The 19995-nt window shown below is 72.4% G+C and carries 16 protein-coding genes; 10 read left to right on the top strand and 6 right to left on the bottom strand.

The window, feature by feature from the left end; genetic code table 11:
* The first annotated feature begins 4 nt into the window (after positions 1–4).
* Positions 5–1273, top strand: a complete 1269-nt coding sequence (locus tag BN3794_RS04585; protein ID WP_078059593.1) for a sugar transporter — start codon at positions 5–7, stop codon at positions 1271–1273.
* A gap of 601 nt (positions 1274–1874) precedes the next feature.
* On the opposite strand, the gene BN3794_RS04580 is transcribed toward BN3794_RS04585, so the two are convergent.
* Positions 1875–4166 (bottom strand): NADP-dependent malic enzyme, encoded by a 2292-nt coding sequence (locus BN3794_RS04580; RefSeq protein WP_066094023.1) that lies wholly within the window; start codon positions 4164–4166, stop codon positions 1875–1877.
* A gap of 126 nt (positions 4167–4292) precedes the next feature.
* Entirely contained in the window at positions 4293–5648 is a 1356-nt protein-coding gene (locus tag BN3794_RS04575) for a dicarboxylate/amino acid:cation symporter (RefSeq protein ID WP_066094022.1), read from the bottom strand.
* A gap of 282 nt (positions 5649–5930) precedes the next feature.
* Here BN3794_RS04575 and BN3794_RS04570 point away from each other — a divergent pair, with 282 nt between their 5' ends.
* Together BN3794_RS04570 and BN3794_RS04565 are read left to right on the top strand one after the other, a co-directional pair.
* Positions 5931–7109, top strand: coding sequence for an OprO/OprP family phosphate-selective porin (locus tag BN3794_RS04570; protein WP_066094020.1), 1179 nt, complete (start codon positions 5931–5933; stop codon positions 7107–7109).
* Positions 7110–7339: 230 nt separating this feature from the next.
* The gene (locus BN3794_RS04565; protein WP_425476708.1) at positions 7340–10000 is read left to right on the top strand and encodes a hybrid sensor histidine kinase/response regulator; all 2661 of its coding nucleotides are present in this window, start codon (positions 7340–7342) and stop codon (positions 9998–10000) included.
* A 6-nt stretch (positions 10001–10006) separates the two neighbouring features.
* On the opposite strand, the gene BN3794_RS04560 is transcribed toward BN3794_RS04565, so the two are convergent.
* Together BN3794_RS04560 and rsgA are read right to left on the bottom strand one after the other, a co-directional pair.
* Positions 10007–10657 carry a LuxR C-terminal-related transcriptional regulator gene (locus BN3794_RS04560; RefSeq protein WP_066094015.1) on the bottom strand — a complete coding sequence of 217 codons (651 nt, stop codon included), beginning with the start codon at positions 10655–10657 and terminating at the stop codon, positions 10007–10009.
* Between the two features lie 27 nt (positions 10658–10684).
* Positions 10685–11746: a ribosome small subunit-dependent GTPase A gene (gene rsgA / locus BN3794_RS04555; protein ID WP_066094012.1), complete on the bottom strand. Its 1062-nt coding sequence runs from the start codon at positions 11744–11746 to the stop codon at positions 10685–10687.
* 95 nt (positions 11747–11841) lie between these two features.
* Between rsgA and BN3794_RS04550 the strand changes: the two genes are divergently transcribed.
* The 3 genes from BN3794_RS04550 to BN3794_RS04540 are packed head-to-tail and all read left to right on the top strand — an operon-like array spanning position 11842 to position 14462.
* Positions 11842–13122 carry a pyridoxal phosphate-dependent aminotransferase gene (locus BN3794_RS04550; protein WP_066094009.1) on the top strand — a complete coding sequence of 427 codons (1281 nt, stop codon included), beginning with the start codon at positions 11842–11844 and terminating at the stop codon, positions 13120–13122.
* Between the two features lie 9 nt (positions 13123–13131).
* On the top strand, positions 13132–13740 hold the full coding sequence (locus BN3794_RS04545; protein WP_066094005.1) for an SGNH/GDSL hydrolase family protein: 609 nt from the start codon (positions 13132–13134) through the stop codon (positions 13738–13740).
* A gap of 41 nt (positions 13741–13781) precedes the next feature.
* Entirely contained in the window at positions 13782–14462 is a 681-nt protein-coding gene (locus tag BN3794_RS04540) for a methyltransferase domain-containing protein (protein WP_147675732.1), read from the top strand.
* Between the two features lie 448 nt (positions 14463–14910).
* Here the strand turns inward: BN3794_RS04540 and BN3794_RS04535 are convergent, their stop codons facing one another.
* Positions 14911–15690 (bottom strand): polysaccharide deacetylase family protein, encoded by a 780-nt coding sequence (locus BN3794_RS04535; protein WP_066093999.1) that lies wholly within the window; start codon positions 15688–15690, stop codon positions 14911–14913.
* A 55-nt stretch (positions 15691–15745) separates the two neighbouring features.
* On the opposite strand from BN3794_RS04535, the gene grxD reads away from it, so the two are divergent.
* Entirely contained in the window at positions 15746–16672 is a 927-nt protein-coding gene (gene grxD, locus BN3794_RS04530) for a Grx4 family monothiol glutaredoxin (RefSeq protein WP_066093995.1), read from the top strand.
* Positions 16673–17279: 607 nt separating this feature from the next.
* Here grxD and BN3794_RS04525 read toward each other — a convergent pair.
* Positions 17280–17822, bottom strand: coding sequence for a DUF924 family protein (locus BN3794_RS04525; protein WP_066093992.1), 543 nt, complete (start codon positions 17820–17822; stop codon positions 17280–17282).
* Between the two features lie 133 nt (positions 17823–17955).
* Between BN3794_RS04525 and BN3794_RS04520 the strand changes: the two genes are divergently transcribed.
* From BN3794_RS04520 to BN3794_RS04510, 3 genes are all read left to right on the top strand, one after another.
* Positions 17956–18585 carry a 2-hydroxychromene-2-carboxylate isomerase gene (locus BN3794_RS04520; RefSeq protein ID WP_066093989.1) on the top strand — a complete coding sequence of 210 codons (630 nt, stop codon included), beginning with the start codon at positions 17956–17958 and terminating at the stop codon, positions 18583–18585.
* 64 nt (positions 18586–18649) lie between these two features.
* Positions 18650–19591, top strand: a complete 942-nt coding sequence (locus tag BN3794_RS04515; protein WP_066093985.1) for a DegV family protein — start codon at positions 18650–18652, stop codon at positions 19589–19591.
* 62 nt (positions 19592–19653) lie between these two features.
* On the top strand, positions 19654–19992 hold the full coding sequence (locus BN3794_RS04510; protein WP_066093982.1) for a hypothetical protein: 339 nt from the start codon (positions 19654–19656) through the stop codon (positions 19990–19992).
* Positions 19993–19995 lie beyond the last annotated feature (3 nt).

Here is a 19995-nt window from a genome sequence, read left to right as displayed (position 1 = left end):
TCCCATGTCTTCCGCTCCCCCCTCCCAGCGGCGTGCCTGGGCCGGCGTCTATGCGCTGGCATTGTCCGCTTTCGTCTTCAACACCAGCGAATTCGTGCCGGTCGGCCTGCTGACCGACATCGCCACCAGCTTCCACATGCCGGTCACCCACGTCGGCCTGATGCTGACCATCTATGCTTGGGTGGTGGCGCTGACCTCGCTGCCGTTCATGCTGCTCACCCGGCGCATGGAGCGGCGCAGCCTGCTGATGGGCATCCTGGTGGTGTTCATCGCCGCGCACGTGCTGTGCGGGGTGGCCAACAGCTTCCCGATGCTGGTGGCCGGGCGCATCTGCATCGCCTTCTCGCACGCGGTGTTCTGGTCGATCACCGCGTCGCTGGCGGTGCGCATCGCGCCGCCGGGCAAGCAGGCGCAGGCACTGGGCCTGCTCTCGGCCGGCACCTCGATCGCGATGGTGCTGGGCATCCCCACCGGCCGGGTGATCGGCGATGCCGTCGGCTGGCGCATCACCTTCCTGTCCATCGCCGTGGTCGCCGCGCTGGTGCTGGTGGCCCTGCGCCTGCTGCTGCCGCCGTTGCCGGCGCAGAAGGTCGGCTCGCTGGCGAGCCTGCCGATCCTGTTCCGGCGCAAGGTGCTGATCGCCCTGTACGTGCTGACCACCCTGCTGGTGACCGGGCATTTCACCGCCTACAGCTACATCGAGCCGTTCGCCCAGCAGGTGGCCGGCCTGAGCCCGCGCCAGACCACCGCGCTGCTGCTGGTGTTCGGCGGCATGGGCATCCCCGGCACGATCCTGTTCGGGCGCTGGTACACGCGCCACTCCAACGTCATCTTCGTGGCCTCGGTGGCGCTGGTCGCCGGCAGCCTGTTCGCGCTGGCCGGCGCGGAGGCCCACCTCGGCACCCTGATCGCGCTGAGCGCGGTGTGGGGCCTGGCGATCATCGTGTTCGGCCTGGCGATGCAGGCGCGCGTGCTCGAGCGTGCGCCGGAGGCCACCGACGTGGCCATGTCGATCTACTCGGCGATCTACAACGTCGGCATCGGCGGCGGCGCGCTGCTCGGCAGCCAGGTCAGCGAGCGGATGGGGCTGCGCGACGTCGGTCTGGTCGGCTGCGTGCTGGCGGTGGCCGGCCTGCTGGTGACCTTCTGGATCGTGCGCCGGCGCCCGGACGTGGGCATGCCGGTGGCCCCGGGCGCACCGCGCCCGGACGCGGACGCACCGCCCGGCGTGTGGCGGCGCTGGCGCGAGAAGTACGAGCACCTGATGCGCTGACCCCACCCTGCTGCCGGCCGGCATCGCTGGCCGGCGGCGACGCGGGCGGGAAGCGCATGCGCCGTGGCCCGGCCCGCCGCGGCACCTGTCGGCCACGTACGGGAAGCCGCGCCAGCGATACCGCGCCGGCCATTCCCCGCCCTGCCCCGCCGCCACGGCAGTTGGGCCGCATCCGTACGGTCCAGGGTCGCTGACCTTGCCGGGCGATCCCTGGCTTCCACCGCCATCCGCCGATCACGGCCAGCGGCGGCGCATCGCGGGCACCCGCGGCACGGCTCCCGGCTCGCGGCACTTTCGCTCTGGAAGGGACGGGCAACACCCGCTGCACGGCGTCCGGCGGCCGGACGCGACGTGCGGAAGGAACGCTATGCCGGCATCGCGACGGCACGCCTCGGCGGGATCGACCGCGAGCCCGCCCTCCTCCGCTGGTAGTTCCCGCCTGCGCGCGGACCCGGCCTACCTCGGAAGACGTATCCGTTTCGGGGGCGCATCCATCGCACCTGACGCCAGCGCCCGCGCCGTCCCACGGTCGGCATGCGCCGCGCCATCGGCTTCCGGCCCACGCCGCGCCACCGGTGGGCCGGCGGCGCGGGCGCCTGCCTCAGTCCGCCTTCTCGGCCTCGCGCTGCTTGCGCAGCTGCGCATCGACCGCGGCGATGGCGGTCATGTTGAGGATGCGCCGCGAGCTGGCACTGGTGGTGAGGATGTGCGCCGGCTTGGAGATGCCCATCAGGATCGGACCGATGGCCACCGAGTCGGTGAACACGCGCACCAGGTTGTAGGCGATGTTGGCCGCCTCCAGGTTGGGCAGCACGAACAGGTTGGCGCGGCCCTTGAGGGTGGTGTTGGGCATGATGCGCTGGCGCAGCGCCTCGTCCCAGGCGGTGTCGCCCTGCATCTCCCCGTCCACATTCAGGCGCGGGTTGCGCCGGCGCAGGATCTCCAGGACCTTGCGCATCTTTTCCGCCTCCGGCGAGTCGTGGCTGCCGAAGTTGCTGTGCGAGAGCAGCGCCACGTTCGGCTCGATGCCGAACAGCTTCATGCGGTAGGCGGCCTGCAGCGTGGCCTCGGCCAGCTGCTCGGCCGACGGGTCGTCCTGCACGTGGGTGTCGACGAAGAAGAACACGCCCTTCTGGTTGATGATGCCGGTCATCGCCGAGGTCGAGCTGACCCGCGGTTCCAGCGGCAGCACGCTGCGCACGTAGCCGAGCTTCTTGTGGAAGCGACCGACCACGCCGGACAGCAGCGCGTCGGCCTCGCCGCGCGCGACCATCACCGCGGCGATCAGGGTCGGGCGCGAGCGCATCAGGTTCTTGGCCGCGGCCACGGTCACGCCGCGGCGCTCGGTGAGGGCGTGGTAGTACTGCCAGTAGTCGTTGAAGCGCGGGTCGTCGAGGATGTTGGTGATCTCGAAGTCCACGCCGGCCTGCATGCGCAGGCCCAGGCGGCGGATGCGGGTCTCGATCACCTCCGGGCGACCGATCAGGATCGGGAACGCCAGGCCCTCGTCGACCACGTTCTGCACCGCGCGCAGCACCACCTCCTCCTCGCCCTCGGCGTAGACCACGCGCTGACGATCGCGACGGGCACGGTCGTACACCGGCTTCATGAACAGGCTGGTGCGGTAGACGAACTGGCCGAGCTTGTCGCGGTAGGCGGCCATGTCGGCGATCGGGCGCGTGGCCACGCCCGAATCCATCGCCGCCTGCGCCACCGCCGCCGACAGCTCCACCAGCAGGCGCCGGTCGAACGGGCGCGGGATCAGGTAGTCGCGGCCGAAGCTGGGCGTCTCGTCGCCGTAGGCCATCCCCAGGTCGGACGCCTCGCGATGGGCCAGCGCGGCGATCGCCCGCACGCAGGCGATCTTCATTTCCTCGTTGATCGCGGTGGCGCCCACGTCCAGCGCGCCGCGGAACAGGTACGGGAAGCACAGCACGTTGTTGACCTGGTTCGGGTAGTCCGAACGGCCGGTGCCGATGATCGCGTCCGGGCGCACCGCGCGCGCCATCTCCGGCATGATCTCCGGGGTCGGGTTGGCCAGCGCGAAGATCACCGGGTCCGGCGCCATGGTCTTGACCATGTCCGCGGTCAGGATGCCCGGCGCGGACAGGCCCAGGAAGATGTCCGCGCCCGCCACGATCTCGGCCAGGGTGCGCTTGTCGGTGTCGCGCGCATAGCGCGCCTTCTCCGGGTCCAGGTCGGTGCGGCCGGTGTGCAGCACGCCGTCGCGGTCGTAGGCCAGGATGTTCTCCGGCTTCAGGCCCAGCGAGACCAGCATGTTCACGCAGGAGATGCCGGCCGCGCCCATGCCGGTGGTGGCCAGCTTGACCTCGTCCAGGCGCTTGCCGGTGATCTCCATGGCGTTGAGCACCGCCGCGCCGACGATGATCGCGGTGCCGTGCTGGTCGTCGTGGAACACCGGGATGTTCATGCGCTCGCGCAGGGTGCGCTCGACGTAGAAGCACTCCGGCGCCTTGATGTCCTCCAGGTTGATGCCGCCGAAGGTCGGCTCCAGGCTGGCGATGATGTCCACCAGCTTGTGCGGATCCTGCTCGTTGACCTCGATGTCGAACACGTCGATGCCGGCGAACTTCTGGAACAGCACGCCCTTGCCTTCCATCACCGGCTTGCCGGCCAGCGGGCCGATGTTGCCCAGGCCCAGCACCGCGGTGCCGTTGGAGATCACCGCCACCAGGTTGCCGCGCGCGGTCAGCGCGCTGGCCTGCTGCGGGTCCTCGACGATCGCCTGGCAGGCATAGGCCACGCCGGGCGAGTACGCCAGCGACAAGTCGCGCTGGGTCAGCATCGGCTTGGTCGCCACGACCTTGATCTTGCCGGCCGGCGGCTGGCGATGGTAGTCGAGGGCGGCTTGCTTGAAATCTTCGTTGGACATCGCGGCGAAAGACCCAGGGAACAGAGGAAGGGATTCTAAACCCGGCATCCGCAACGATCCGGGAGCGGGCCGGTGAAACGGCAACGCCGGCACGGGGCCGGCGTTGTGGATCGGGAAGCGGGCAGGTCAGTCCGGGCTCTTGTCGTCGACCGGGATGCCGGCGGCCACGACCGCCTCGGGCAGCTCGTGCGAGGTGTCCACGCCGGCCAGGGCGCGGTCGAGCTTGGCGTGGTCCAGCGACTTCTCCCAGCGCGAGACCACCACCGTGGCCACCGCGTTGCCGATGAAGTTGGTCAGCGAGCGGCACTCGCTCATGAAGCGGTCCACGCCCAGGATCAGCGCCATGCCCGCCACCGGCACCTCCGGCACCACCGACAGGGTCGCCGCCAGGGTGATGAAGCCGGCACCGGTCACGCCGGCCGCGCCCTTGGAGCTGAGCATGGCCACCAGCAGCAGGGTGATCTCGTGGCCCAGGGTCAGGTGGGTGTTGGTGGCCTGGGCGATGAACAGCGCCGCCAGGGTCATGTAGATGTTGGTGCCGTCCAGGTTGAAGGAATAGCCGGTGGGCACCACCAGGCCGACCACGGTCTTGGAGCAGCCGGCCTTCTCCATCTTCTCCATCAGCGAGGGCAGCGCCGACTCGGACGAGGACGTGCCCAGTACCAGCAGCAGCTCGGCCTTGAGGTAGCGGATCAGCTTGAGCACCGAGAACCCGCACAGGCGCGCGACGAAGCCCAGGATCACCACCACGAACAGCAGCGAGGTGAGGTAGAACGAGCCGACCAGCCAGGCCAGGTTGACCAGGGTGCCGATGCCGTACTTGCCGATGGTGAAGGCGATCGCGCCGAACGCGCCGACCGGGGCGGCCGCCATCAGGATGTGCACCAGGCGGAACACCGGCGCGGTCAGCGCCTCCAGCAGGTTGAGCACCGGCCGGCCACGATCGCCCACCAGCGCCAGCGCGATGCCGAACAGCACCGCCACGAACAGCACCTGCAGGATGTTGTCGCCGACGAACGGGCTGATCAGCGTCTTCGGGATGATGTCCATCAGGAAGCCGGTCAGGGTCATCTCGTGCGACTGCGCCACGTAGCTCTGCACCGCGCTGGCGTCGTGCTCGCTCAGGTCCACGTTCATGCCCGCGCCCGGCTGCACCACGTGCGCCACGATCATGCCCACGATCAGCGCCAGGGTGGAGAAGAACAGGAAGTAGACCATCGACTTGGCGAACACCCGCCCGACCGCGCGCAGGTGGGTCATGCCGGCGATGCCGGTGACGATGGTCAGGAAGATCACCGGGGCGATGATCATCTTCACCAGCTTGATGAAGGCATCGCCCAGCGGCTTCATCGCCTCGCCCCAGGCCGGCTCGAAGTAGCCGAGCAGCGCACCGACGACGATGGCGACCACCACCTGGAAATAGAGGTGGCGGTACAGCGGACGGGAGGAAACGGCCCGTTGGGGGGCGGCAGGAACGTGCATGGAGGAACTCCGGAACGGAAATGCCCGCGGGGCGGGCCACCGCGGATTCTGACGCGTCCGCCGGGGCGCGACCGATAACTCATTGGTCTTACATCGCCCCGTCCGCGGCCTGCGGACGACTCCGGCGGACGCCGCCCGCGACGACGGCCAGGCTAATTCATTGGTCTAAACACCGGGCCCGGATCATGGTCATCGGCGCAACACATCTTTAACATGCCGGGCGCAGGCCGCTGCCGCGACGGCACCGGCCGCCATTTCTCCTGGATCCAAGAGGTAACACCCATGCGCCGTTCCCTGATCGCCACCGCCCTGTGCCTGGCCATGGCCGCACCGGCGGTCCACGCCGCGCAGGAAGGCAGCTTCGACAAATGGCCGGTCAGCTTCGACACCGGCAATGGCAACGTATTCTCCTTCACCGGCAACTTCGCCTACGACTACAACGACTTCTCCGGCGACAGCCGCCTGGAGGACAAGGACTTCATGCGCCGCAAGGAATTCGGCGCCACGCTGAAGAAGGACGGCGTCTACGACGCGATGGTCTACTTCGACTTCCAGACCCACACCTGGCTGGACGTGTACCTGCGCATGGAGACCAAGGCCCTGTTCGGCAAGGACGTGGGCAAGATCCGGGTCGGCTACATCAAGACCCCGGTCGGCATGGACGGCCTGACCGCCTCGCGCTCGGTGTCGATGCAGGAGCTGTCCCTGCCCAACCAGGCGTTCTACGCCGGGCGCCGCACCGGCGTGGAGTGGAGCCAGGAGAAGCCGCACTGGTTCGCCCAGGTCGGTGCCTACGGCGGCAAGGACCTGCAGGGCGACAACCCCGGCACGATGCAGGCCGCGCGCTTCGTCTGGAACCCGGTCAAGGGCAAGGACGAGGTGATCCACCTGGGCCTGGCCGCCTCGGTGGAGAATCCGCGCGGCTGGCAGGACGGCCTCGGCGTGAGCCACCCGGCGCAGGTGCGTTTCCGCTCGCGCCCGGAAGCCGGCCTGACCGACATCCGCCTGATCGATTCCGGCGCCCTGCTCGACGCCGACCACATCGTGCGCACCGGCCTGGAAGGCGCCTGGTCGCGCGGCCCGCTGTACCTGCAGGGCGAAGCGCTCAATGCCCGCGTCAGCCGCAGCAACGGCCAGCCGGACTACCAGGGCAACGGCCAGTACGCGCAGCTCGCCTGGGCGCTGACCGGCGAGAGCCATCCCTACGCCGGCGGCGTGTTCTCCAACATCAAGCCGACCCACGGCTACGGCGCGGTCGAGCTGCTGGCCCGCTACAGCCGCCTGGACCTGGACGACGGCAGCGTGGAGGGCGGGCGCCAGCACGACTGGACCTTCGGCGCGAACTGGTACCTGACCACGCACTTCAAGTTCCAGGCCAACTACGTGCGCGCCAACGCCACCCGCGCCGGCGTGCACACCACCCCGGACATCGTCGAGCTGCGCGCCCAGGTCCAGTTCTGACCTGCGCATCGGCGTGACCCTGCGGCGGGCTCCCGGGCGACCGGGAGCCCGTTCGCGTCATGGGCAACGTCTCGCCGGGCCGTCGGCACGCGCGGCCGGCGCCCACCGCATTGCCCGACCGGCGTCCTCGCGCGCCGGGGCGCCAGACCGCGGCCACCGCGCCGCCTGCGCGGACCGGCGGTCCCGCATCGCCGCGCCCGCCTTCGGCCGTTCCGCGGCCAGGCCCTAGACTGTTGGCGATGCTCCGCTACCGCCTCCTCCGCCAACCCGTCCCGACCGTGCTGCTGGTGGTCGGCGGCATGCTCGCGTGCATGTGGCTCGGCGGGCGCCTGGGCCAGCACCACGCCCTGGCCGGCGAGAGCGCCCAGGTCCGCCAGCAGCTGGCGCTGTACTCGCAGGCGCTGGAACAGCGCGTGGACCGCTACCGCACCCTGCCGCAACTGCTGGCGCTGGATCCGCAGCTGCAGCACGCCCTGGCCGGGCCGCTGGACGAGGCCGCGCGCCATGCGGTCGACCTGCGGCTGGAACGCGCCAACGCGGTGACCCGCTCCTCCACCCTCACCCTGATCGACCGCCGCGGCATCGCCATCGCCGCCAGCAACTGGGCCAGCCCGCACAGCAACGTCGGCGAGGACTACAGCTTCCGCCCCTACGTCACCGAGGCGCTGGCGTCCGGCAGCGGCCGTTTCTACGGCATCGGCATGACCACCGGGGTGGCCGGCTATTTCCTGTCGCAGGCCATCGTCGATGCCCACGGCCGGCGCATCGGCGTGGTGGTCATCAAGATCGAGCTGGCGGCGCTGGAGCGCGAATGGCTGGACACCACCGACACGGTGCTGGTCAGCGACGGCCACGGCGTGGTGTTCCTGTCCAGCGCCCCGGCATGGCGCTACCGCCTGCTGCGCCCGCTCGATGCCGCCGACCGCCGCGACATGGCCGCCACCCGCCAGTACCTGCACCAGTCGCTGCGGCCGGTGGACCGCCAGGCCCTGCGGCACGTGGAAGACGGCGAGCTGGTGCGCGTGCGCCAGCCGGCGATGCCCGGCACCCTGCTGTGGCTGAGCCTGGCCCTGCCCGAGCCCGGCTGGCACCTGCACCTGCTGCACGACGCCGGCGCGATCACCAGTGCCACCCGCAGCGCCGCCCTGGCCGCCGGCGGCGGCTGGCTGGCGCTGGCCTTCCTGGCCCTGTTCGTGCAGCAGCGCCGCCACCTGGCGGCGCTGCGCCGGCGCAGCCGCGAGGAACTGGAAGGCCTGCTCAAGCAGCATGCCCAGGAGCTGCGCACCGCCCAGGACGGCCTGGTCCAGGCCGCCCAGCACGCCGACACCGGCCTCAGCCGCAGCCTGGAACACCTGCCGCAGGGCGTGGTCATCATCGATGCCGAACTGAACCTGGTGGCGTGGAACTCGCGCTACGTGGAGCTGTTCCGCTTCCCGCCCGAACTGGTGCAGGTGGGCCGCCCGATCGAGGACCTGTTCCGCTACAACGCGCGTCGCGGCCTGCTCGGCCCCGGGCCGATCGAGGACGCCATCGCCCGCCGCCTCAACCACCTGCGCAGCGGCAACCCGCACCTGCGCGAGAGCGAGAAGGAGGACGGCACGGTGCTGGAGATCCGCGGCAACCCGCTGCCCGACGGCGGCTTCGTCACCAGCTACGCCGACATCACCAGCTACAAGAACGCCGCGCGCGAACTGCGCTCGCTGGCCGACGCGCTCGAGCACCGCGTCGAGCAGCGCACCCGTGACCTGGAGGCCGCCAAGCGCGAGGCCGAGGCCGCCAACCGCTACAAGACCCGCTTCGTCGCCTCGGCCGTGCACGACCTGCTGCAGCCGCTCAACGCCGCGCGCATGTTCGTCTCGGCGCTGCGCGGGCGTCTGCAGGACGGCGAATCGCGCCAGCTCGCCGAGCACGTGGACAACGCCCTGCACGCCCAGGACGCCATCCTCAACAGCCTGCTGGACATCGCCCGCATCGAGTCCGGCGCGCTGGCCACCCACGTGCACGACTTCCCGCTGGAACCGCTGCTGGAGGCGCTGGCCCAGGAGTTCGGCATCGTCGCCGCGTCGCGCGGCCTGCGCCTGGAGCACGTGGCCACCGCCGCGGTGGTGCGCAGCGATCCCACTCTGCTGCGGCGCATCCTGCAGAACTTCCTGTCCAACGCGATCCGCTACACCCGCCGCGGCCGCCTGCTGCTTGGCTGCCGCCGCCTCGACGGGGCGCTGCGCATCGAGGTGCACGACCAGGGCCCGGGCATTCCCGAAGGCCTGCAGCAGGAGATCTTCGAGGAGTTCCGCCGCCTCGACGACGGCGTCGCCGCCGACCGCGGCGCCGGCCTGGGCCTGGCCATCGTCGAGCGCATCGCGCGCCTGCTCGGCCACCGCATCGGCCTGGCCTCGCGCCTGGGCCGCGGCAGCACGTTCTCGGTGACCGTGCCGCTGGGCGATGCCGCCGCCGTGGCGCCGGCCGTGCCCGCGGCCGAGGCCGCCGCCGATGGCGACGACGATCCGCTGCTGCGCGGCCGCCGCCTGTGGTGCATCGACGACGACCCGCGGGTGTGCCAGGCCACGCGCGCCCTGTTGCAGCGCTGGGGCTGCACGGTCGGCCTGGCCGACGGCCCCGCCGCCGCCCGCGCCGCCGCCCGCGCCGGCCAGGCCCCCGACCTGGTGCTGCTGGACGTGCGCATGGGCGCGGTGCACGGGCCGGAGCTGTACCGGCAGCTGTGCGCGCTGTGGCAGGCCGAGCCCCCGGTCGTGCTGGTCACCGCCGAGCGCGACGCCGCCCTGCGCGAACGCGCGCGCGCCCAGGGCTGGGGGTTCCTGGCCAAGCCGGTCAAGCCGTCGGCCTTGCGGGCGCTGGTCAGCCAGTTGCTGCTGCGCCACCGCGGCGGCTGAGCGCGCCTACGGCAACGGCGCGTCCAGCCCGCCCTCCGGCTCCAGCGCCTTCACCAGCACCGCCGCCTGGGTGCGGCTGTGGCAGCCCAGCTTCCTCAGGATCGCGGTGACGTGCACCTTCACCGTGTTCTCGGCCAGGCCCAGCTGGTGGGCGATCTGCTTGTTGAGCAGGCCGTCGGCCAGGCTCAGCAGCACCCGGAACTGCTGCGGGGTGAGCTGGGCGAAGCGCGCCGCCAGCTCGGCGTCGAGCTCCGAACGCTCGGCGGTCAGCGCCGGGAACCAGCGCCCGCCGTCCAGCACCTGCAGCACCGCGTCCCCGATCTGCGCCGCCGGCGCGGACTTGGGGACGAAGCCGGCCGCGCCGAACTGCTGGGCGCGGCGCACCACCCGCGGGTGGTCGTTGGAGGAGATCATCAGCACCGGCACGTCCGGGTGCTCGCCGCGCACGTTGAGCAGCTCGGAGAAACCGTGCGCACCGGGCATGGCCAGGTCCAGCAGCACCAGGTCCGCCTCCGGGCGCGCCGCCAGGGCGTCGTTGAGCGCCGCGGCGGAAGCGGCCTCGACCACCTCCGCGCCGGGGATGCGCTCGCGCAGCGCGTGCAGCAGCGCCGCCCGGAACAGCGGGTGGTCGTCGGCGATGACAAGCAACGGCGTCATGCGCGCAGTGTGTCACGCGGCCCCGGCTCAACGCCGGCGGCCACGCCCCCGGGGGGCGGCGGCCGCCTCTTCCTGGCGCTGGGCCAGCTTGCGCGCGGCCGCGTCCAGCTCGGCGCGCAGCTTGCGGTAGCTGGCCAGCCGCGCCGGTGCCAGCGAGCCGGCCGCGATCGCCGCCTGCACCGCGCAGCCCGGCTCGCCCTGGTGCGCGCAGTCGCGGAAGCGGCACTGCGCGGCCAGCGCCTCGATGTCCTCGAAGCCGCCGTCGGCCAGCGTCTCCTCGCCGGTCGGCTTGAGTTCGCGCATGCCGGGCGTGTCGATCAGGCAGCTGCCGTCGGCCAGCGCGAGCAGCGCGCGGTGGGTGGTGGTGTGGCGGCCGCGCGAATCGCCGCGGCGCACCGCCGCGGTGCGCATGCGCTGCTCGCCGAGCAGGGTGTTGGTCAGGGTGGACTTGCCCACGCCCGAGGACCCGACCAGCGCGATGGTGCGCCCGGGACCGAGCCACGGCGCCAGCGCGGCCTGCACCGCCGCCGGGTCGCGCGCGTCCAGCGCGCGCGCGGCCACGCCGAGCCCGGCCACCTGCGCGAGCGCGGCCGCGGCGTCGGCGCCGAGGTCGGCCTTGGTCAGCACGATCACCGGCTCGGCCCCGCCGCTGCCGACCAGCAGCAGGTAGCGCTCGAGCCGGCGCGGGTTGAAATCGTCGTCCAGGCCGGTGACCACGAACACGGTGTCGACGTTGGCCGCGATCACCTGCTGGTGGTAGTGCTCGCCGGCCGCGCCGCGCTTGATCGCACTGCGCCGCGGCAACAGCGCGACGATGCTGCCGCCGGCGACCAGCACCCAGTCGCCGACCGCGGCGCGCTCGTGCGCCGGGAAGCGCGGGCGCTGCCAGGCCGCCGGCGATTCCACCCGCAGCGCCTGGTCGGCGCCGCCGGCCACGGCGTAGCCGGTCCGGTGCTGCTCGACCACCCGCGCCGGCACCGCACCGGGATGGCCGGCCAGCGCCCGCGCCCAGGCCGGATCGGCGGGCGCGCCGGGCCACGGCCAGCCAAGCGCCTGCAGGGCGGTGAAGTCGATGTCGTCCGGGTCCATGGCGCCATTCTATCCGGGTGCCCGCCGGGGCCTGCCGGTCCGCCGCATTTGAGCTACCATGCGCCAATTCACGCCCCTGAATGGCACCACCGAAAATGTCAAGCCCGTCGTCGTCGTCCAAACCGCTCGCCACCCGCGAGCGCCTGTCGGAAGTGCGTTACGAGATCCGCGGCGAACTGGCACGACGAGCCCGCGAGCTGGAGGCCCAGGGCCGCAAGCTGATCAAGCTCAACATCGGCAACCCGGGCAACTTCGGCTTCCGCGCGCCGGCGCACCTGCAGCACGCGATCGCCGACGACATGAACCGCACCGACCCGTACACCCACCAGCAGGGCCTGCCGGTGGCGCGCGAGGCGCTGGCCGCCCACTACGCCCGGCGCGGCACGCCCGACGCCACGCCCGAGCGCATCTTCGTCGGCAACGGCGTGTCCGAACTGATCGACCTGGCGCTGCGCGCCCTGCTCAACCCGGGCGACGAGGTGCTGGTGCCCTCGCCGGACTACCCGCTGTGGTCGGCGGCGACCATCCTCAACGACGGCCGCCCGGTGTACTACACCTGCGACCCGGCCAACGGCTTCCTGCCCGACCCGGCCAAGATCGAGGCGCTGGTGTCGCCGCGCACCCGCGCGATCGTGCTGATCAACCCCAACAACCCCAGCGGCGCCAGCTACCCGCGCGAGCTGCTCGAGCGCATCGTCGCGATCGCCCGCAAGCACGACCTGCTGCTGATGGTGGACGAGATCTACGACCAGATCCTCTACGACGGCGCCCAGTTCGTGCCGGTGGCGCCGATCGCCGGCGACCATCCGTGCCTGACCTTCAGCGGCCTGAGCAAGGTGCACCGCGCCTGCGGCTGGCGCGTGGGCTGGGCGGTGCTGTCCGGGCGCCAGGACCTGGTCGGTGACTTCCGCAACGCCATGGACCTGCTCGGCGCCCTGCGCCTGTGCGCCAACGTGCCCGGCCAGTACGCCATCGAGGCGGCGGTGAACGGCCCGGACACCATCTCCGCGCTGTGCGCGCCGGGCGGGCGGCTGTATGAGACCCGCCGCGCGGTGATCGAGGCCTGCGCCGCCAGCGAGCACCTGGAGGTGGTGGCCCCGTCCGGCGCGCTGTACGCCTTCCCGGGCGTGGTCGGCCCGGCCGCGCGCGGCTTCGACGACCACGACTTCGCGCTGGAGCTGATGGAGGAGGAAGGCGTGCTGATCGTGCCGGGCTCCAGCTTCAACGTGCCCTACCGCAACCACTTCCGCGTGACCCTGCTGCCGGAGGCCACGGTCATGCGCGAGGTGTTCGCGCGCATCGACCGCGCGCTGTCGCGCCGCGCCGAGGCCAACACCAAGGTGGTCCCGCTCAAGCCGCGCGCCGCGGTGGCCTGACCCGGGCGCATGGGCCTGCGCTACCTCGCCCTGGGCGATTCCTACACCATCGGCGAGGGCGTGGCGCCGGCCGAGCGCTGGCCGGACCAGCTGGCCGGCCTGCTGCGCGGCCACGGCCTGGCCCTGGACCCGCCGCACATCGTCGCCACCACCGGCTGGACCGTCGCCGAGCTGCAGGCCGGCATCGACGCGGACGCCCTGCGGGGGCCGTTCGACCTGGTGAGCGTGCTGGCCGGCGTCAACGACCAGTACCGCGGCCGTCCGGCGGCGGCCTATGCCGCCGACTTCACCGCGCTGGTCGAACGCGCCGTCGCCTTCGCCGGCGGCCGTCCCGCGCGGGTGCTGGTGCTGACCATCCCCGACTGGGGCGTGACGCCCTTCGCCGCCGCCCAGGGCCGCGCCCCGGCCACCATCGCCGCCGAGCTGGACGCCTACAACGCCCTCGCCGCCGCGCAGGCCGCGCAGGCCGGAACGCGCCTGGTGGATATCGCGCCGGTGGCGCGGCAGCGGGGCGCGGAAGGGGCCATGCTGGCCGGCGACGGCCTGCATCCGTCCGGCGCCATGCATGCGCTGTGGGCGGCGCTGGCCCTGCCCCACGCCCGCGCGGCGCTGGGATGAACCCGACCCAGGCCGGCCGCGGCGACATTCCCGCCCACGCACTGCCGGCCAAGCGCGCCGCCCGCATCGCTGCCGCCTTCGCCCCGGCGTGGCCGTTCGGCAACCGCTACGACCAGTGCTACGCCCGCCTCAAGCTGGGTACCGATCCGCTGTATCCGGGCGTGCTGGCGGCGCTGCGCGGCAGCAGCGCCCCGTTGCTGGACCTGGGCTGCGGCCTGGGCCTGCTCGCCCACGCCCTGCGCGACGACGGCCAGGCCCTGGCCTATCGCGGCGTGGACCTGGATGCGGCCAAGATCCGCCGCGCCGCCCGGGCCGCCGAACGGGCGCGGCTGGCACAGGTCGCCTTCGCGCGGATGGACCTGGCCACGACGCTGCCCGCCCACCGCGGCAGCGTGGCCGTGCTGGACGTACTGCAGTACCTGTCGGCGGAGCGCCAGCACGCACTGGTCGCGGCGCTGGCGGCGATGCTGACGCCCGGTGCGCGCCTGGTGATCCGCACCGGCCTGCGCGAGACCAGCGCGCGCAGCGGCTTCACCCGCCTGGCCGACCGCCTGGCCCATGGCGTGGGCTGGATGCAGGTACGCCCGCGCCACTTCCCGGACCGGCAGGAACTGGCAGGCGCCCTGGCCGACGCCGGGCTGCGGGCCCGCTTCGCCCCGTTGCGCGGCCGCACCCCGTTCAACAACTGGCTGGTCGTGGCCGAGGCCCACGGCGAACGCTGACTCGGGACATGCACGCGGTGCGTACCGCCTGCCGGACCGGACCACGCGCCGCATACGCGCTCCCTCCTGCTGCACGGCCGTCTCTTGCTGCCACCCGGCCTGCGGACGGCCCCCGCCGATCATCGGCCGGGCCTTCCCTCCGCCATTGCCTGCCGCCCCTCGCCCCCCTGGTGGACTCCGCGATCGGATCCAGGATGGCCGACACCGCCAAGGGGGCGGGCGCGGTCCGCCCGGCGCCGCCGCCGGCAACCCGGCGCGCCACGCGGGCCACGGCGTTGCCCGGTCCCGGCGGCCGAGTTCGCCCCACTCCAACGCCCTCCAAGCGCACGGGGATGCCGGGATCGGATGTGGATCGGGACCTCCCGTACCTGGCGGATGCCGGCCGCCACTCCCCCCGGCACAGCAGGCCCGGCCCGGCAGGAACGGGGCCGGCCGGGCGACGCCGACGTCATTGCTCCGGGACGACCGTCTCCAGCCCGCGCTTGCGCAGGATGCCCAGCACCGCGCGCAGGATCTGCGGATTGTGGCCATGGGCGGCGCCCTCGTGCAGCAGCACGATGGCGCCCGGGCGCAGGTCGCGCGCGATGCGTGCCACCACCTGTTCCGGCACGCAGTCGACACCGTCGTAGCCGCGCGCGCTCCAGGCGACCCGCTGCAGCCCATGGCGGCGCAGCGCCGGGGCCACGAACGGGTTGGTCATGCCCACCACCGAGCGGAACCAGCGCGGCGGCCGCCCGGCCAGCGCCGCGAGCACGGCCTGGGCCTGCCCCACCTCGGCGGCCATGCGCCGCGGGCCCAGCAGCCAGAACCAGGCCTGCGGATGGTGCTGGCTGTGGTTGCCGATGCCGTGGCCGCGACGCACGATCTCGCGCACCAGTGCCGGCCGTGCCGCGGCGCGTTCGCCGACCAGGAAGAAGGTCGCGCGGGCGCCGTGCGCATCGAGCAGGTCCAGCAGCAGCGGCGTGTCGTCGGAAGGGCCGTCGTCGATGGTGAGCCAGACCTCGGGCCGGGCCGGGTCCAGCCGCGCCAGCACCGGCGCGTAGAAGCGCGAGCGCGGCAGGAACACCGGCACCACGAAGCAGGCATGCGAGGCGAACATCGCCACCAGCCCCGGCAGCCAGCCCGCCCACAGCCAGACCGCGGCCACCGCCGCCTGCGAGGCGGCCAGCCAGCCGACCCAGCGCCAGGGCCGGGCGGGAATGCGATGCAGCGTTTCCGGGCGGGTCATGCCCCATGATCGCACGCTGCGTAGAATGGACGACCCACTCCCATCGCCACCCACCATGAGCCTCGATCCCGCCCTGCGTTCGCGCATCGAATCCCTGCTGCAGTCCAACCGCGTGGTGCTGTTCATGAAGGGACAGCCGTCGATGCCGCAGTGCGGTTTCTCGGCCAAGGCGGTGTCCGCCCTGGACGGCCTCGGCGTGGACTACGCCTCGGTCAACGTGCTGGCCGACCCGGAGATCCGCGAAGGCATCAAGGCCTACGGCGACTGGCCGACGATCCCGCAGCTGTACGTGGACGGCGAGCTGGTCGGCGGCAGCGACATCGTCCTGCAGATGGCCGCCAGCGGCGAGCTGAGCCAGCTGCTCGGCCTGCCCGCGCCGGACCGGACCCCGCCGGCGATCACCATCACCCCCGCCGCCGCGGAAATGCTCAAGGGCGCGCTGGCCGAGGCGCCCGGCAGCGCCCTGGCGCTGTCCATCGACGCGCGCTTCCAGCCCAACTTCCAGCTGGTGCCGGCCGATGCCGCCGCCATCGCCACCGAATCCAACGGCGTGCGCGTGCAGTTCGACCTGGCCAGCGCGCGCCGCGCCGACGGCATCACCATCGACTGGGTGGACGACATCCGCGGCCGCGGCCTGGCCGTCGACAATCCCAACGCCCCCAAGGCGGTCCCGGACATCGCCCCGCGCGAGGCCGACGATGCGGTCAAGGCCGGCACGCTGACGCTGGTGGACGTGCGCCCGGCCGACGAGCGCGCCATCGCCGCGGTGGGCGTGCCGTTCCGCACGTTCGACGGCGAGGGCCGCGCCGAACTGGAAGCGCTGCCCAAGGACACGCCGCTGGCGTTCCTGTGCCATCGCGGCGGGCGCAGCCTGCAGGCCGCCGAGCACTTCCGCGGGCTGGGCTTCACCGACGTGCGCAACGTCGCCGGCGGCATCGATGCCTGGTCGGACCAGGTGGACAGCAGCGTGCCGAAGTACTGAGCCGCGGCGGTGCGCCCGGGCCCGGGGGCACCGCGAATGCGGTGCTCGGGGCCCACGGATCCCTGGCATCGGCCGGTGTGCCGGGGTTCTAAGCCATCGTCATGGAAGCCCTTTCCATGAGGGCATGCCGGACGAAGGCATGCCGGCCCGTCCTTCCGGGCGCGCCGCATGCGGGCCCGCCGTAGCCGGCCCGGCCCAGGCATCGCGCATGCCCACTCGATGGGAGACGACGGCACCGGCGCCATTCGAGCCGGCCATGGACGCCGCGGCACCGCCCGACCTGCGACCCCGGATCGATCCCGACGGCAGGTTCGCCGGGACCGGTCGGCCCCGGGGCCTGGCCTTGGAACCCGCACCGGACTGTCGGCACCCACCGGGCCATGTGAAGGCCCCCGCAGCATCCGCCGCCGCTGCCAATCCCCTCGGAGCCGCACCGGCCGGCACGCGACACGCCCCCTGCGACCACGCCACGACAGGCCCCTTCGCAATGCCCCAGGGCAGTGCTGCGTCGGGCCCTAGCCTCGGGGGGGCCAGGGCCCACCGCCCGATTCAACCGGTGAAGCCGTCCTCGTCCTAGCCTCGGGAGGGCCAGGGCCTACCGCCCGACTCAGCCGGTGAAGCCGCCCTCGTCGAGGAAGCGCTGCTCCTCCGGCGTGGTCTGGCGCCCCAGCGCCGCGTTGCGGTGGGGAAAGCGGCCGAAACGCATGATGATGTCGCGGTGCAGCAACGCCCATTCGTCGGCGCTGTCCCCGGGCAGGGTGCGGTGCAGTTCCACCGACAGGGCCTGGTCGGCCGGGTCCTCGGAATGCTCGAAGGGCAGGTAGAAGAACATCCGCAACGATGTCTCCATGGCGCGGTCGTGGCCGGCCGCCAGCGCCTGACGCGCGTAGTGGCGAGCCAGGCCGTCGGCGGCCCAGGCGTGGGCGCTGTCGCGATAGCAGTTGCGCGGGACCTGGTCGAGCAGCACCAGCAACGCCAGCGCCCCTTCCGGCGTGTCCATCCAGGCCTCGTACTCGCGCCGGGCGGCGGCGTGGTGGGCCGCCAGGAAACGCTCGCGCAGTTGCGCATCGAAGCCGTCGTCGCGCACGAACCAGCGCGCCGGGCCGGCGTGGCGCCAGAACGCCAGGAGCTCTCGGGCCAGTGTGTCCATTCGGCATCTCCTGGGCGGCGGGGATCGTGGAGGATGCCAGCAAGGACGCACGCCATGCGCGCTGCATTGCAGCATGCCACGCCGGCGACTCCCCTCTAAGCTGGCCGATACCCCCTCCTACGCTGCCGCCCGCATGGCCCTGCGCTGGTACTTCGACTTCGTCTCGCCGTTCTCCTACCTGCATCGCCAGCGCCTGCGGACGCTGCCGCAGTTCGGGCGGATCGAGGCGGTGCCGATCCTGTTCGGCGCGCTGATGGACGAACGCGGCATCCGCGCGCCGGCCAGCCTTCCGGGCAAACGGCTGTTCATCTACCGCCAGGCGCAGTGGCAGGCCGAGCGCGACGGCATCGCCCTGCACTTCCCGCCGGCACACCCGTTCAATCCCCTGCCGGCCCTGCGCCTGTGCCTGGCGGCCGGGGCCAGCGACCAGGCCATCGACCGCATCTTCGAGCACATCTGGCGCCACGGCCTGGCCGCCGACAGCGCGCAGGCGCTGGCGCCGCTGGCGCGGGCGCTGGGCATCGAGGACGTCGAGGCCGCCCTGGCCGCGCCCGGGGTGAAGGCCGCGCTGCGCGCGAACACCGCCCAGGCGCTGGCCGCCGGGGTGTTCGGGGTGCCGACGCTGGAGATCGACGGCGAGCTGTTCTGGGGCAACGACAGCCACGCGCTGATGCAGGCGGTGCTGGACGATCCGGCCCTGCTGCAGCGGGGCCAGTGGGCACGCCTGGCCGGCCTGCCCGAGGGACTGCCACGCACCACGTGAACCGCGGCGCCGGCGACCCGGCACCGCACGAGGACCACACCGTTTTTCCCAGGGGAGAGCATCCATGCGCATCGGAATCGTCGTCGACTCGGCCTGCGACCTGCCGCCGGACTACATCGAACGCCACGGCATCGTCATGCTGCCGATCAGCGTGCGCATCGGCGAGACCGTGCTGGCCGACCATCGCGACGAGCAGGCCACGCTGAGCTTCCTGCACTCGGACGTGGCCAAGCGCGCGGCCGAGGCCGAGACCATCCCCTATACCGCCCAGCAGATCCGCGACCTGTTCCTGCAACGGCTGGTGATCGACTTCGACCACGTGTTCTGCACCACCATCAGCAGCACGCGCAGCCCGATCTTCGACAACGCCACCCAGGCCAGCTTCGCCATCCTCAACGACTACAAGCCGGTGCGCCAGGCCGCCGGCTACACCACGCCGTTCGCGCTGCGCGTGGTGGACAGCCGCAACCTGTTCGCCGCCCAGGCGGTGCCGGCGGTGGAGGCCGTGCGCCTGCGCGAGGCCGGCGCCAGCGTGCAGGCCATCCGCGAACGGATGGAGCACGTGGCCGACCACCTGCACGGCTACCTGGTGCCCCGCGACCTGTACTACATCCGCGCGCGCGGGCGCGCCAAGGGCGAGCGCAGCGTGGGCCTGCTCAGCGCCGCGCTCGGCTCGGCACTGGACATCAAGCCGATCCTGCACTGCCACCGCGGCCAGACCGCGCCCGTGGCCAAGGTCAAGGGCTTCGAGCAGGCCAGCGAGCATCTCTTCGGCGCGGTCGCCAAGCGCGTGCGCCACGGCCTGGTGACGCCGGTGCTGTGCGTGTCCTACGGCGGCGAGCTGTCCGAGCTGCAGGCGCTGCCCGGCTACCGCGAACTGCGCCTGACCTGCGCCGAGCACGACGTCGAACTGCACGAGAGCGTGATGAGCCTGACCGGCATGATCAACGTCGGCAAGGGCGCGGTGGCGGTGGGCTACGCCGATGTGCCGCACGCGATCGACTGAGCCGGCGGTGCCGGCGATGGCGCCAGCTGCTAGGCTTTAGCCAGTTCAATCCGAGCATCGCCATGGCCGTCACCTATTCCATCAGCCTTCCCAACCCGCAACAGGCACGCGGCGCCGACGCCGCCTTCAGCTTCACCGCCAACGGCGCCGAGGCGTTCGCCGAGCAGTTGCAGCGGGCGCTGAGCGACCCGGCCTGGTTCGAGCGCTGGCGCAACGCCCAGGCCGAGCCGGACGAGGTCGACCCCGCGCTGGGCGCCACCGATGCCGATGCCAAGGTCAGCGGCAGCCAGGCCGACCTGCGCATCAACCTGCTGGCCACCACCACCTTGCCGGGCGAGATCGTGCGCCACCGCATGGACCTGCTCGCCGGCAAGGGCTGGGAACTGCGCAACGTGCGCTGAGCC

The sequence above is a fragment of the Xanthomonas massiliensis genome (assembly GCF_900018785.1).
GTDB lineage: Bacteria > Pseudomonadota > Gammaproteobacteria > Xanthomonadales > Xanthomonadaceae > Xanthomonas_B > Xanthomonas_B massiliensis.
This window is presented reverse-complemented; position numbering and strand designations above follow the sequence as displayed.

Bases quoted from the DNA above. Each gene is read 5' to 3' on its own strand.
- BN3794_RS04580 (WP_066094023.1), bottom strand. From the start codon at position 4,166: ATGTCCAACGAAGATTTCAAGCAAGCCGCCCTCGACTACCATCGCCAG.
- BN3794_RS04545 (WP_066094005.1), top strand. From the start codon at position 13,132: ATGGGCCTGCGCTACCTCGCCCTGGGCGATTCCTACACCATCGGCGAG.
- BN3794_RS04560 (WP_066094015.1), bottom strand. From the start codon at position 10,657: ATGACGCCGTTGCTTGTCATCGCCGACGACCACCCGCTGTTCCGGGCG.
- BN3794_RS04520 (WP_066093989.1), top strand. From the start codon at position 17,956: ATGGCCCTGCGCTGGTACTTCGACTTCGTCTCGCCGTTCTCCTACCTG.
- BN3794_RS04575 (WP_066094022.1), bottom strand. From the start codon at position 5,648: ATGCACGTTCCTGCCGCCCCCCAACGGGCCGTTTCCTCCCGTCCGCTG.
- rsgA (WP_066094012.1), bottom strand. From the start codon at position 11,746: ATGGACCCGGACGACATCGACTTCACCGCCCTGCAGGCGCTTGGCTGG.
- BN3794_RS04570 (WP_066094020.1), top strand. From the start codon at position 5,931: ATGCGCCGTTCCCTGATCGCCACCGCCCTGTGCCTGGCCATGGCCGCA.
- BN3794_RS04585 (WP_078059593.1), top strand. From the start codon at position 5: ATGTCTTCCGCTCCCCCCTCCCAGCGGCGTGCCTGGGCCGGCGTCTAT.
- BN3794_RS04525 (WP_066093992.1), bottom strand. From the start codon at position 17,822: ATGGACACACTGGCCCGAGAGCTCCTGGCGTTCTGGCGCCACGCCGGC.
- grxD (WP_066093995.1), top strand. From the start codon at position 15,746: ATGAGCCTCGATCCCGCCCTGCGTTCGCGCATCGAATCCCTGCTGCAG.
- BN3794_RS04550 (WP_066094009.1), top strand. From the start codon at position 11,842: ATGTCAAGCCCGTCGTCGTCGTCCAAACCGCTCGCCACCCGCGAGCGC.
- BN3794_RS04535 (WP_066093999.1), bottom strand. From the start codon at position 15,690: ATGACCCGCCCGGAAACGCTGCATCGCATTCCCGCCCGGCCCTGGCGC.
- BN3794_RS04515 (WP_066093985.1), top strand. From the start codon at position 18,650: ATGCGCATCGGAATCGTCGTCGACTCGGCCTGCGACCTGCCGCCGGAC.
- BN3794_RS04510 (WP_066093982.1), top strand. From the start codon at position 19,654: ATGGCCGTCACCTATTCCATCAGCCTTCCCAACCCGCAACAGGCACGC.